Consider the following 14,406-nt stretch of genomic DNA (forward strand, 5'->3'; position numbering starts at 1 on the left):
TGCTTCCTACTGCACCTCCTAAATGAAGTAAATTTTTAGGTGCTGCTACACCAATTCCTAAATTTCCAAATTCATCAAAACGCCCAGCTTCACTACTGCTATTAATAAGAAAAGCCAATGCGTTATTTTGAATTGTTCCGTTTCCTCTATGGATGCCCATGATACCTGCTCCAGCATAACCAAAACTTCCATTAACCCTTGCATTAAATAATACTGAGCCAATAACATTGTCATTTAATAAATTTACTCCGGCATTAGAGCGACGCAGGATCAATTCATGCCCATTCGAAATTGGACTTTCATCATCAAACAGATAATCATCATTAATGTTTGATCCGGCAATATGATTATATAAATGGAGTCTTGCTGCAGGATTGGCAATTCCAATACCTACTGTCCCCTGGCTTGATACTACAAAATCATCAGATTGTTGCACTGTGGTGGGAGCTCCGGTCGAAGCATTGTTTTTGCCACCATCTACATGGAAAGAAGCTTGAGGATTAGATGTATTTATGCCCACCTGGGAATAATACACTGCCGGTAAAAGTACGGCTAAAACAACTGTTGTTTTCATCTCTATAATGTGTTAAATAGTGTTAATTAATTTAAATTATCTTGATTTTAAATAAATTTCAGGAATTTTTTCCATTTAGTTATTGTGGTTCTACTAATTTTAAACTGATTTGATAATTGCGAATTATTTAGATTATATTCTTTTTGATAATTCAATATTTTCAAAATGGTATTTTTATCATAAGATCTATGGCTCTGATTAAATATTTCAGTATCTTGATCCTCGATCTCACCAAATAATGTCCTGTCAAGTTCCATGATTTCCAATGCTGTCATATTTTCTTTTAATAAATGATCAAAATCTCTCTTTTTATCATGGAATTTAATTTCGATTATATCAGAGTATATTCTTCTATAATTAGGCTTTATTTCATTTTTCATACTATGTAAACTCATACTATTTGATCATATTTACTTATCCATTTATAAAGTGTAGTTTTTGGTATCCGATACTCTTCTATTATCTGCTTTTTTGTCATCTTGCCAGTTTTTTCCATTTTTAATATGAAGGCGATCAGATCTTTTGTATAAATATTTTTCCGAAATCTTGGAAGCTTTGAAACTTTATTAGTCTGTTTCCTGACCAGAGTATTTGCCATAGGTGAATATAAAACAAGATGCTGAGTATATATTCTAAAAAAATCGTACTCCAGCAGTTTACTCCATTTCAAAAGCATATCAGAATCAATGCTTTTCGATTTATAGACTGACTCAATGTCTGATACACTGCATTTAAAAAAATTGCATATACGATCCATTCCTATTTCGATTTCTTTTACTCTTTCTTCAATAAGACTTCCAATAACAACTACTTTAACCGATTTCATATTTATTTTTTGAATATTTAAATTAATTATCTTTTTCTGTTGAGCTTAGTTCGACAAGCTTTCTTGTTGTTTATTATATCTGTGATATATTAATATTGATGGATTATCAACTAAAATATAAATGTCATTTTACAATCTAGTCCTAAAACTGAATGCCCTAGCGAAAAATAATTTTAAATGATGATGAAAAAAAGCTAGGGCAGTCTTTAAAATTACTTCTTCGGCCTAATTGGTTTTGATTGACCAATCAAATACAAAAATTGTAACATAAATAATAAATTAAGATTGTTATTACGACAGCACGTTACTATCTTTTACTATCAGACTTACAAATAGTTAACCTCATATTAATGTGATCTATATTTATAATTTTTCTATAAAAAAGGTTATATTTCTATTAACTGTCGGGCTAGCCATCCAATGCAGTTGTTGGCATTCACCGTAGTTGTTGTATACTTTGAAATGATAGTATTGGAGCCATATCCATCAAATTCATCTAAAGTAGTACGTGAAGGACCCAACTGAATTAAGTTTACTGTATCTGCTATATTAGCAGGTAATCCTATCACACCGAAAGATTTCCAAAGGCAGTCTTCGTAGCATTTTGAACATCTGTATCTGATGTAACAGACATAAGACTCGTTACTTTTTATTAAATATTATGTATATTTGAAGAGCTTATATCTATTTGTAGCACTATTATTTGGCACCATTATTCCGTACCTAATACATCATTGTCCTTTACAATAAACCGTACCAGTAATTTTGCTAGCACCATCCGATTTACTATCCGCTGATTTAATGTGGCCTCCTGTCAATCTAGAAACTATCAAATCTTTTATTCTATCACCATCTATACTTTTAGTGATAACATCAAGACTAACTTGAGGATCATTATTATTTATCCCTATTTGGTCGAATATCATAAATGATAATGCAATAGCATTCATAATCATTATTCTTTTAAAAATTGTTTTCATCGGCAGTTTTTAGTTGTTAGTTAACAGACAAATAAACTATTCGGTTATGAAAAAAATCCTAAATTCCGTAAAGTTTATTAAATATTTTAATTAATTTTAAAACATATTGTTTATCAATGACTATTACAAATATAAAATAACTAAAAACGACTATTTATAGAACTATTATGTAATAAGCGTAATATTTAGTTTTAATCACATAAAACTAATACTACTCTATTTATTACTCTGTTTTTTTTTATTTGCAAATCTAAGAATGATGAAAACCATAAACATATTACTTACATTGATATGCTTTTTATATAAAGGCCAACAGCAAACAAATTATTATGAAAAATGGTATACTACCGAAGATAATATGTTACCGCAAAATACTATCAAGTCAATAGTACAAGACAAATATGACTTTATATGGTTATCTACAGAAAATGGAATTGTAAGATTTGATGGTAAAGATTTCAAAATATATGATAGTGATATCCCAAACGTTGAAAACAGAACTATGCTGATAGACGGTGCAGCAGAGGATGATTGGCTCTTTACTTTTTTTCAATCTGGTGAAATCCCTTCTATCATTAGTAAACGTAGTTTTTCCATTGAGCCAAATAACCTGAAAGTAAAAAAGTTTGGAACAGAAAATTTGTATAAAATTTTAAAAAATAATTCAGAAAGTGTTAAACAGCAAAGATTCTATTATTTTATCACCAAAAACGAGTATTATATATTAGAAGGCTATAATCTATATTACCACAACAGTATTAAAACCCAATATATACGAAAACTCAAAGATTATTTTTATTATAATTTCTTTCTATCCGGCAATCAATTATTTTATTTTAAAGATCCTTCTTCTATTGAACAAATTTGCAGGACAGGACAAATAAAAAAATATACAACTGGTATTACAAAGGCATCAGATTATGCCATTTTTGTAAATAATGCAAACCAACAAACCCTAATAAGAAATAACAATAAAATATATTTGCTCGAATATGTAAACAATAATATTGTTTTATCAGTTTTGTACGATGATAAAAAGCTAAAACAAATTGTAATTTCTTGCTTATATTATGATAGAAAAAATAATATGTTATTACTTGGTACAAAATCAAATGGATTGCTGATGGTTAGAAAAAATTTCATAACAGCAGTTGCTTCTCCCTCCCTAGGTAATAATATTTTCTACGCCTTAGCAGAATATGATAAAAACCATTTAATAACAGCGCGGGGTGAGGTCTTCAATAAAAATGGTTATTGTAAAAAGCTGTCATTTAATGAAGAGATTGATCCTTACGGAATTATTACGCTTAGACCACATTCGGAATTTCTCATCAAAAGGGAGAATAAAATTATTTTATATAATAATAATAAAATCAGTACACTATTAGATTTTAAAGTTTCTAGTTCAAGCATCTATAGTATTAGCAAGGGAAAGAATGGTAAAATCTGGATATCTTTTTGGGAAAAGGGAAAATATAAATTTGGATACATTATTATTCAGAATCAAAAAATTATTCAAAAAGAATTTTACTATACAAAATATTCTGTAAGAAACTCTTTTCAGATAAATGAAGACGAAATTTTACTTGCAACAGAAAAAGGTCTTTTTCTTTTCAATCAGAAAAAAAGAATCATAAAAACACTTATTGATAAAATCAACTTCAGGAGCATAAATAGTAATGGTGATAAATTGATCTGGGTGGAAACATATGGCAAAGGATTATATCTTTATAAGGACGGAAAAGTATATTTCCCACCAAAATACCTTAGCCAGTCATTTTTATTTGCCCACTGTGTACTTGAAGATAATTATGGATATTATTGGATTTCTTCCAACAATGGTTTATTCCAAGTCAAAAAGAAAGATCTTGTAGACTGTTTTTTAGGCAGGAAAGAAAAAATTTATATTCATAAATACAACAAAAATGACGGTCTTTCTACCACGGAATTTAATGGTGGTGCCAATACAAATGGTATTAAACAAGGGGATTACATCATCTTTCCATCCATGAATGGATTAATATATATAAATACAAAGGCTTCAAAACCTATTCTTTCCAACGAAATTTATTATATGGATAGATTTATTATTAATGGTAAAGAAATTCCAATTAATAATAGAACAATAAATATCGACAGAAAATTTGGCTATATGAAAGTTTTTATAGATTATCCAGACTATGGGAATCTGGACAACAATTATATTGAATATCGTATTGATGATAATCAATGGGAATTACTTGCCGACAATAAAACACTTAATATAAATTCATTATCGAAGGGAAAACATTTAATAAGCTTCAGAAAACTGAAAAATTTCTCATCAGCTTACATTTATAAATCACTTTCATTACATGTGAAGCCAGCATTCTGGGAAACTGTCTTATTTAAAATGTCTGCATGCGCGATCTTTCTATTAATTTTATACATGCTTTACAAGCTTAGGCTAAGGAAAATTGAAAAAGAGAAAAGAATTTTGAATCAAAAAATTGAAGAACATACTTCAGAACTAAAGAAAACCATAACTTCGTTATCTATTACACGAGAAGAATTGTATGCACAGCTTTACAGAAGAAAAAAATTTATTGCATCAATAAGCCATGATATTAAAAGTCCAATCAAATTTATCAAATTAAGTGCAGGATACTTAATGGAAAATACTAACGATACTGAGCAAAAAAAAGCTCTGAATTCCATTTACGAATCTTCAGACAGAATCATTGATTTCATAGATTCAACCATTAAGTATAATAAAATATTTGTATACGATAATTATAAAGCAAAGGAAAATGTAAAGCTTTACAATTTTATAAAGCAAAGGATAAGTCTTTTTAAAAATGCTGCTGAATTTAAAGCGCTTCGTATAGTAAATAAAATTGGTAAAAGAAAAATTATAAAGACTAATCCTGATGTGCTTAGTATTATAGTTCACAATATTTTAGATAATGCTATTAAATATACTGATCAAAATGGCTCTATATTAATTTACGATCTGAAAGAAGATAATCAGTACAAATTGGTAATAGAAGATACAGGTATTGGTATGTCTCCGAAAGAAATCAAAAAACTAAATGAGCCAATTTCTTCTGAAGAATCAAATTTAGGATATAGATTTATTAAAGAATTGATACCCCTCATTGATTGTACAATTGTTATTGAAAGTACAAAAAATGTGGGTACCAAAATTTTTATTATATTTAATGTAAATTAAGGAAATTAACTAACGAGGGAATATTATATATTCCAAGCTTTTCGAAAATTCTTGTCTTATAAGTACTTACCGTAGATTTATGAATATTGAGACGATACGCAATATCATTATTGGAAAGGCCGGAATATAACAGTCTTGCAATTTCCAATTCTCTAGAAGAAAGTGACTCAAGCGGGTTGGTTCCTTTTTTACGTGAGATGTTATCCAAAAGCCTGTCTTTAAGATCCTCACTAAGATATTTACCCGATTCAAAAAAACGCTGCAGTGCTTTTACAAAAGCTTCTTCTTCCAGTAGCTTACTCAAAAAACCATGCGCTCCAGCACTGAGGAATTTAAAAGCGTACGTACTTTCTTCCAATGCCGAGAATACTAGTATCTTAAGGGCACTATTCTCTGTTGACAAGTTTTCAACAAAATGTAAGCTGTTGCCATCAGGAAAATTAATATCTAGTATGACGTAATCAACATCAATATTTTTAACTATTTTTTTTGCTTCATTAATAGAGGAAGCTTCGAGAACCTGAGTATTTCCAAAGTATTTCCTAATCATTAAAACCATCCCTTGTCTTACAACACAGTGGTCATCAACTATTAGAATCTTTTTTTTCGTAATATCCATCTTGTTTAATCATCTTTTTTGTGAAAATAAAATATAGAACTAATAACAATTACAATAAAAGTAATTTTAGATTTAAACCGAAAACATATTGATTGTGGTAATTTGGATAAACAAGCCAATAACATAAGAGTTTTTTAAGGGGGAAGGTAATCATGATATAAAAGTTTTAACCAAAATTACAAAAAAACCTAATTAATCTAAGTGATTAAGGTCTTTAGCAATAGTGATTTTAATCATTATTCATGATTATCTTTAAAGTAAATTACTGACAACTCTACATTATAGCTTAAATCTATCAGTTATATTATTGAAAACAATACATATACACAATATGATAAACAGATTAATAATCCCATCTTTCGAATGGGATTATAAATGAATATTTAGATATTTATGAATGATAAACGTCTTTTAATTATATTAAAAAACTAATGATATTTAAACATTGTATAACTATTAAGAACAATCTTTTGCTCTTAATAGTATACTAGTTTTTAATTAATTTTACTTCTCAAAAATATATAGCCTAAGCAATTATTCATTATATAAAAGCCCCCTTAAATAATTTTTCTATTAAATCTAAAATTGCATTGCTATATACTCAAACTTGTTTTTAATAGTTCCTTAATTAACTTTTGATTATTTTTATACGTTTTGAATTGTTCCGGACTCAATATATTCTTGAAATCCTTATTCAGTGCATTCATATTGCCGGAAATAATATCAGACGCTTTTTTGCTATTAGCAGTTTCTGGTGTTATATATTTCTTTCCAATATGTTTTCCAAAAGCCTTGCTTACAGCCTCCGCTCCTTTAAGGTTGAGATTATAAACCTTTTGTGTTTGTCTCTCAGTAAGATCAAGCATTGGAATCATTACAAATGTTCTGAAACTCGCCATTTCTTCTACTCTATTTTGTTTTAAGGCGTTCATTTGCTCTGAAGTAAGTATTGCACTTAATGACTTATCTCTCTGCCCCAATATTCCTACAAATTGATCCGCGATTGATTTACTATCAATTGTGTCTGAATGACCAATGGTTTTGTCATCAAGCGCATCAAAAGCTTCTGCAGCGACTTTATTGACATACATCACTTTATTAGCCTGCGTTTCTGTAAGATGTAAATAGTTTAAATTTTCAGTCATAGCTTTAGCAACCGATGAAGAAGATGCTGTTTGTGCTTTTACTATTGTAGTACTGAATAGAGTAATGGTAGCAATCATACCAGCCGAAATAATTTTTTTAACCATGAAAATTAAATTGTTTGTTGTGTTTATTTTTATTAATTTAAAACTTTAATCAAAGTTTTATTTATACAAAAATATATGAATCAGAAACATTCAAATGTAGTATTATTTAATAGAAATTGTCATACAAAAACTACAAAATAAAAAAACATTTTACTACTTAATTTGTAAAATTAGACTATAAAAAGCAGAAAATTATATATGATAATCTATAATTAAAACTCAGCGTATACTCAATAACTAAAGAAAGAAATTATTTTCCTTCGATAAATATTTTATAAAATACCTTTAAATGATTTATTATCACGTGTAAGGATATTTAAATACAGTTAAAAATAAAATTCAATCTTCCTCCGACCTTGTTAAAAAAATTTTCAAACATAAAACAAGTAGGAGAAAAAAAAGCAGAATTAATAGGATTATCAAATAAAAAGGATTTTTATCTGATTTTAATAATTCCTTTTTATGAAGACTCAGAGTTGTTTTTTCTTTAGCAACATCTGAAAGCTCTCCAAAGATTTCGTAATTATATACCATTGATTCATTAATAGAATTATGTAGATATACCTTTTTCACCATTAAGATCTCTTCCGGAAAGGTCATGATAAAAAATATATTCTTTGCGTTGGAGCTTGTCTGAATTTGAGTTCCAGCAATAATTGTCTGAATCATTAGAACTAAAAAAAGCTTTATCATTATCATATATATCTTATTAAGTTAACGACTTTAATTTTCAGCTTAAAACGTAATAATATATTCTTATTTAATATATCCTGTTCCTGAAATTAATATTATAAAGACCTGAACGAATGCTGTAATAGTCTTTAAATAAATATTTTACAATCATTTTCCATTTATTTACTGTACTAGAATTAGCAATTTCAAAACTTCGGTACATTCTTTTGATATGTAATCTTATAGTTTCATCAATTCCTTCTTCATTTTCTGCCCACTCGTAGATTTCTTTCCATAATAAAATCCTTGTAGTAGCAGGGTCTATTTTTTTAGTATCTACTTTTGTAATCCTATTATTCTCATGAACGCCTCTCATTACAATGGCTTCATCCAAAATACCAGGATAAAGATTAAGATAATAAGAGAGACGGAACAAGAATTCAGTATCCTCATGATATTTCAGATGCGGTTTAAACAGTGAATCTATTTTTAAAAGTAAAGCTTCTTTCCGGACCGTTAATGCATCCAAAGTGAAAAGTCCAAAGCTTCCGATCATATTCAGCTGCCCCGGAAAAACATCTTTGGGATGATATTTTCTGTAAACCGTCGTAAGGTTATTTTTAAAAATATTGTAATACTGATCTTTTGCTTTTTGAGTATAATAATGTACACCCAGAGCCCCGTAAACTCCATCTATTTTTGCGTTCTTAAAAAGTTCTTTTTCTGCATCAAAACGATTGGGAAGATAATAGTCATCCGCATCTAAAAAGGCAATAAAATCTCCTTTAGCATTTATTATTCCTACATTACGGCTTTTTCCGGGACCGTGATTTTTTTTATCGGGATGCTGAAATAATTTTACTTTTTCATATTTTTCAGCAAGTTTTTGACAAACCTGCAATGCATTATCGGGTGAGCCGTCTTCTATTAGCAGTACTTCATATACTTCTTCAAACTGTAAAGCTGATTCCACTGCATTGACAATAAACTTTTCGGCATTATAAACAGGAATTATTACAGATATTTTCATTTCTATCTAAAACATTTTTATGGTACTAGTTTTTATAAGTCCTTGCAAATTATACTATCTTATTAAGTATAGATGGTGTGCAAATAAGTATTATTATGCTAAAATAAAGCATCCAGCCGGCCTTAGGAGTAGTACAATTACTACAAAACCGCATCCAAAGCCACAATAAACCTTAATTAGTCTATACTACAAGCTGTTACTTAAAAGAAAATTGCAAACAAATAAAGCACGAGCAAATATTTATAATTCAATTAGGATATTTTTGAATAAATTTTTAAGGGACTGCAGGATTCTAAACCTGATATTGATATTTTAACTTAAGAATTTTTTATATAATAAGATAAATACAAAAAAACAGGAACCCGAAGGCGGGTTTCCTGTTTTACTAAATTTCACAAAATTAATAAGTGGATTAAAGACAGGTTATTCCTTAATAATTTTTTCTCTGGTGGAGGATCCGTCTGTAAAGTCTACCTGAAGATAATATAAGCCCTTATCATAAGATGATATATCTATTTTATCTGAATTAAAAGTTTTAGTCAAAAATCTTCCTGAAGCATCATAAATATTTAATAACTTAATTTTTTTATTAGTTTTGATATTGATGATCCCTTTTGTCGGATTAGGAAATATACTTGCCGACGGAGCCAGATTTGATTCATTTGTTCCTAATGTAGCTCTTGTTATTTGTAATTGGCCGGTATTACTGCACATATTCCCCGTGGGGTCTATAACATCAACCGCAAAAAGGGCTACATTATTTGTTAGTAAATAATTGTTTGGATTTGAAATAGGTGTAAATGTTAGTCCGTTATAAACGGAGTAATTATAAATATAGTTTGATGGATTACTTACCAGAAGATTTTTATAAGATGTAAGATCTATATTTGTAGTTCCTGCCGCAACAGGTACGTTCACATACTGTTGCAAAAGATTAACTCTATTCATAAAAACTTTCACATTTTTAATAGATTGCCGTGCAGTTGCACCTCCTGTAGATGCAGAAAAGCCAAAGTAACCTTGAGTCATTGAAGCAGCTGCACCTGAAGGTACAAAAGTTTGATTACAAATTACATTTCCATCCATAATAACCTGTAGAGTAAGGTTTTGATTTAAAGGATTAGTATTTCCCGTTATTTCTACGTGTTTGTATGTTGACCCTATAAAAGAATGAGTACTGTAAAGGTCTGGCGAATGGAATGTGCTTCCAGCTATATTGCTAAATTCTATATTCCCACTATTCATTCCGTACAAAATATGTAATTTGCTCATTTCTGTATCATTGGTATTATTATAACAGTCAAAAGCAACCATTAAACCCTGTGCATTATCTGGAATACCAAGCCCTTGACCAGAAACATAGTTAGCTGGAGGATTTGCCAGATACCAAAATGCTATTCCGTCTCCATGTGCATATGTTCCATTGCCATCAATCCTAAAATCAAATTCTACCTTCCATGTTTTACAATAATTTAAATTAATAGGTGAATTGAGTTTAACACCACCTACTACAAATTTCTGATCAGTAGTTAATTGAATAAAGTCATTATTTGGTACTGCTGAGGGTACTATATCCCATCCAGTAGTATTTATTGGATTACCACTGAGCTGATAAGCTTGACCAAAAGACTTTGAATGTAGCAATAAAGATATTGCTACACACGTTTGTAAAATTATTTTCTTCATAACGTTTTATAATAAACGCGGCAAAATTAAGCTTATATACGCTCAAGAATTGTAGTATTTATTTGTATTTAATGTAGTTTTTATACTTATTAAGTATAAGCCATTGATGGTTTACTAAGCAATTAAAACTACATTTCGTATGTATTTTTTACATTTATTTTGCAAAGTATAAAACAAAAGCCTTCCCAAGCAGTTATTGGTAATAGGAATTCTAAAAATATGGATCATTCATTGACATCTATAGTACTAAAGTTTATCATTGAAAATCTAACAATTCATAAGTAGAGATTTAACGAACATCAAATCTCAAAATTTTTTGCACTTTCAAATTAGCCCTTGCCCTCAAGTAAATATATTAATCTTGAGGGTTTTGCTTTTATTTTAATTATAGTAAACTCCGGCTTAAAATTTAGTAATTTACCAAACCCGAACCGATATAATTCCGAAATTATGCATATTGATAATACACTTAAATAAAGTTTTTTATAAAGTATTTATTATTGCTAGTAAAATGTAGGTTAGTAATAAAATAACAGAAAATGCCGAATTATTTCTTAAAAAAGCTTTGTTATAGAGCTCTGCATAGGAATAATGCATTCTTTAGAATTATGTAGTTTTTTATTTATCATTTTGTATTTTGCTTTACAATCGAAAACTCTTTAAATTCACCGCAAAATGATTTTTACTATTTTTTTTTACAATCTGTTTTGATTACAAAACAAATAACAAACAATTAAGATCTCATTAGCTGAGCATATTTAGTCAATTTAACTTGTAAATCTATCTTTTTAATTTTAAACAACAAAAGCCTTTAAAAATTCAAATTTAAAGGCTTTTGATTTTATTTGTTTCCCTAACTTGCGGAGAGTGAGGGATTCGAACCCCCGGACCTGTTACAGTCAACAGTTTTCAAGACTGCCGCAATCGACCACTCTGCCAACTCTCCATAAACTCCGATTCTACCATCATTTTTAGTGGAGCAAATATAAAAAGTTTTTTAATACCGGCAAAATGTTTTTTATAAATTTGAAGAGAATATTTATTATTCATTAGATGAATCAAAACAATCCAATAATTTAAAAACTAAAAATGATTCTTTAAAAAGAATCGTAACCCTAACGTCAAGCCATTTTCTAAACAAGGATTTATTTTTTTTATTACCCCTTAAAGCCACTATAATTTCTTGATTACAGTAGTTTTATTATTTAGATTTACAGATATTTGCATAAAATATTATGCAATCCTTTTATTAATTTTATTCAATTTTAAATATTTTTTATATTTTCTGCGTTTTAATTAATAGATTTACATAATTATTCGTTTAATCAATATCGAAATTTAAGTTAAAATGACAAGTAAAATCATCGGCGTGGGAAATTACATTCCTTCTGAGACCATCACTAATTTATTTTTCGACAAGCATGTTTTCTTTAATGAGAAGGGCGATGTTTTGAAAGAAGATAACGCATCAATAACCAGCAAATTACAGAAGATCACAGGAATTGTAGAAAGACGTTATGCACACAGTAATGAAGTAACTTCGGATTTAGGATTAATTGCCGCACAGGAAGCAATAAAAAATGCCGGAATTGATCCTGAAACATTAGATTACATCATATTTTCGCACAATTTTGGAGATGTAAAATTCGGCACCATTCAATCGGATATGGTTCCGAGTTTGGCTTCTCGTGTAAAACATTTACTAAAAATTAAAAATAATTTTTGTGTGGCTTATGATATTTTATTTGGTTGTCCCGGATGGATTGAGGGTATTATTCAGGCAAATGCTTTTATCAGATCCGGGATAGCAAAAAGATGTCTGGTAATCGGTGCAGAAACACTTTCTAGGGTTGTTGATATTCATGACAGAGACAGCATGATCTATGCAGACGGTGCCGGAGCAGTAGTTTTAGAGATCTCTGAGGATAATTCAGGGGTACAGTCACATTTATCGGCATCCTATACGTTTAAGGAAAAAGATTATTTATATTTTGGAAAATCATATAATAATGAAAGCTGTCAGGACACAAAATATATCAAAATGGACGGAAGGAAAATCTATGAATTTGCCCTACTCAAAGTTCCTGAAGCCATGAAGCAATGTCTTGATAAAAGCAAATTTTCAATTAATGATCTTAACAAAATAATCATTCATCAGGCAAATGAGAAAATGGATGAAGCCATTGTAGAAAGATTCTATCAGTTGTACAATACTCCACTTCCTCCTAATATAATGCCAATGGTTATTGATAAGCTAGGAAATAGTAGTGTGGCAACAATACCTTCTTTACTAGCAATGATATTAAAAGGTGAACTGGATGCCCACCAAATTAACAAAAATGACGTGGTTCTATTTGCATCAGTAGGTGCAGGAATGAATATTAATGCTTTTGTATATAAATTTTAATTTAAAAAATTTTGGTAAATCGTCGATTTTTTAGAAACGCAAAATATTATTATAACAAACCTGTTTAAACTTTAATTTTTCTTAAGAACAAAATAGAAAAAGTCAAAAATGTAGATTCTCCAGGTTATATTCAAAGTCTCGAATCTTAATAATAAAGCCTTGAAGCTATCAAGCCAAGCATTCGCTTTTTCTATTTTGAATCTTCTTTTATACGGCTTAGAATCAAAAATATTTTTCATACTTAGCATCTCCGTTACAAGGATTCTCTTTAATATTTCAGATAATTTCTTTTTTGACTCAGAAAATCTCTGGATTTTTCACTATCAAAACCAGAACCTGAATTAAGAAATAATCCTTTATACTCTATATCAGCATCATTCAGAAGATCGAGAATATCATCTAGAATTTCCTTAATACGAAACAAGTCATAATACTCTCCGCTTATAGGATTTCCCATTGAGAGCATTTGTCCCTGGCTATCACAAAGGAAAATACAAATACTGGTTTTGGATGATTTTCTTCCCTGATATCCTACCGCTTCACCTCTTGTTCTGCTATGGGCTAATTTGTCACCATTGACAGTCTCTTTTCAATCGTTTTATGATCAATTTAAAGATCCTAAATCAAATCTTATAGAAAATCCTTATTTGTCTTGGCTCAAATGAGGTGAATCCATTCTCTAGTTTATCTTTGCTTATGCTTCCCAAATTTAGTTCTGATTTTTGCAGCTCAAAATTGTTAATTTTCTGGAAACTCTTTCATTAAAAAATTTTAAAATGCTTTTATATAAGAAAAAGTAAAAATATTTCAATATGAAAGGTGGAATGATGGTTTGAAAATTATCAAGGTTCGTTATTTAAAAATATTTCCTATATGATCTTAAAACAAAATAAGTAAAACTGATTTGATAAAAAGATCATAAATAAAGAAAGAAAGAAGCATAGGAATTTATATTCGTCCTTTCAGGGCTCTGTTAAAGATGACAGAATCCTGTGCCATTAACATTTCGCACCTACGGAGCACCCTCGTAATGATAGGCAAATAGGCAAATAGGCAAATAGGCAAAGATAATTTGGGCAGGCTCAAAAAACAAAAAAGTCTCACAGAACTTCATCTATGAGACTTTTAAAATAAAAACTGGCGGCGACCTA

Annotated in this window: 10 protein-coding genes, 1 tRNA gene and 1 pseudogene; 2 read left to right on the forward strand and 10 right to left on the reverse strand. The window is 29.4% G+C overall.

The features are described from left to right. The 4 genes and pseudogenes from BW926_RS13365 to BW926_RS13380 all read right to left on the reverse strand — a co-directional run. Positions 1-574, reverse strand: a pseudogene (locus BW926_RS13365) (hypothetical protein); the annotation flags it as partial. A gap of 47 nt (positions 575-621) precedes the next feature. After that, positions 622-954, reverse strand: a complete 333-nt coding sequence (locus BW926_RS13370; RefSeq protein WP_076447809.1) for a hypothetical protein — start codon at positions 952-954, stop codon at positions 622-624. An 11-nt stretch (positions 955-965) separates the two neighbouring features. Continuing rightward, positions 966-1,400, reverse strand: coding sequence for a transposase (locus tag BW926_RS13375; RefSeq protein WP_076447792.1), 435 nt, complete (start codon positions 1,398-1,400; stop codon positions 966-968). Between the two features lie 731 nt (positions 1,401-2,131). Beyond that, positions 2,132-2,380 (reverse strand): hypothetical protein, encoded by a 249-nt coding sequence (locus tag BW926_RS13380; protein ID WP_076447794.1) that lies wholly within the window; start codon positions 2,378-2,380, stop codon positions 2,132-2,134. A 259-nt stretch (positions 2,381-2,639) separates the two neighbouring features. On the opposite strand from BW926_RS13380, the gene BW926_RS13385 reads away from it, so the two are divergent. Beyond that, complete coding sequence (locus BW926_RS13385; RefSeq protein ID WP_076447795.1) at positions 2,640-5,591, forward strand: sensor histidine kinase; 2,952 nt, start codon at positions 2,640-2,642, stop codon at positions 5,589-5,591. Here the strand turns inward: BW926_RS13385 and BW926_RS13390 are convergent. From BW926_RS13390 to BW926_RS13415, 5 genes are all read right to left on the reverse strand, one after another. Further along, positions 5,578-6,210, reverse strand: coding sequence for a response regulator transcription factor (locus BW926_RS13390; protein ID WP_076447797.1), 633 nt, complete (start codon positions 6,208-6,210; stop codon positions 5,578-5,580). The two genes, BW926_RS13385 and BW926_RS13390, sit on opposite strands and share 14 nt — an antisense overlap. 593 nt (positions 6,211-6,803) lie before the next feature. After that, a complete protein-coding gene (locus BW926_RS13395) occupies positions 6,804-7,460 on the reverse strand; it encodes a hypothetical protein (protein WP_076447799.1) in 657 nt (218 codons plus the stop codon). 760 nt (positions 7,461-8,220) lie between these two features. Then, complete coding sequence (locus tag BW926_RS13405) at positions 8,221-9,162, reverse strand: glycosyltransferase family 2 protein (protein WP_076447802.1); 942 nt, start codon at positions 9,160-9,162, stop codon at positions 8,221-8,223. Between the two features lie 423 nt (positions 9,163-9,585). After that, positions 9,586-10,848, reverse strand: coding sequence for a T9SS type A sorting domain-containing protein (locus tag BW926_RS13410; RefSeq protein WP_076447803.1), 1,263 nt, complete (start codon positions 10,846-10,848; stop codon positions 9,586-9,588). An 861-nt stretch (positions 10,849-11,709) separates the two neighbouring features. Then, a tRNA-Ser gene (locus tag BW926_RS13415) sits at positions 11,710-11,794 on the reverse strand. 402 nt (positions 11,795-12,196) lie between these two features. On the opposite strand from BW926_RS13415, the gene BW926_RS13420 reads away from it, so the two are divergent. Continuing rightward, on the forward strand, positions 12,197-13,255 hold the full coding sequence (locus BW926_RS13420) for a 3-oxoacyl-ACP synthase III family protein (protein WP_076447805.1): 1,059 nt from the start codon (positions 12,197-12,199) through the stop codon (positions 13,253-13,255). A gap of 268 nt (positions 13,256-13,523) precedes the next feature. On the opposite strand, the gene BW926_RS14280 is transcribed toward BW926_RS13420, so the two are convergent. Continuing rightward, positions 13,524-13,712 carry a hypothetical protein gene (locus BW926_RS14280; protein ID WP_076447807.1) on the reverse strand — a complete coding sequence of 63 codons (189 nt, stop codon included), beginning with the start codon at positions 13,710-13,712 and terminating at the stop codon, positions 13,524-13,526. Positions 13,713-14,406: the final 694 nt, after the last annotated feature.

Source organism: Chryseobacterium sp. RU37D, from assembly GCF_900156075.1.
Classification (GTDB): Bacteria; Bacteroidota; Bacteroidia; order Flavobacteriales; family Weeksellaceae; genus Chryseobacterium.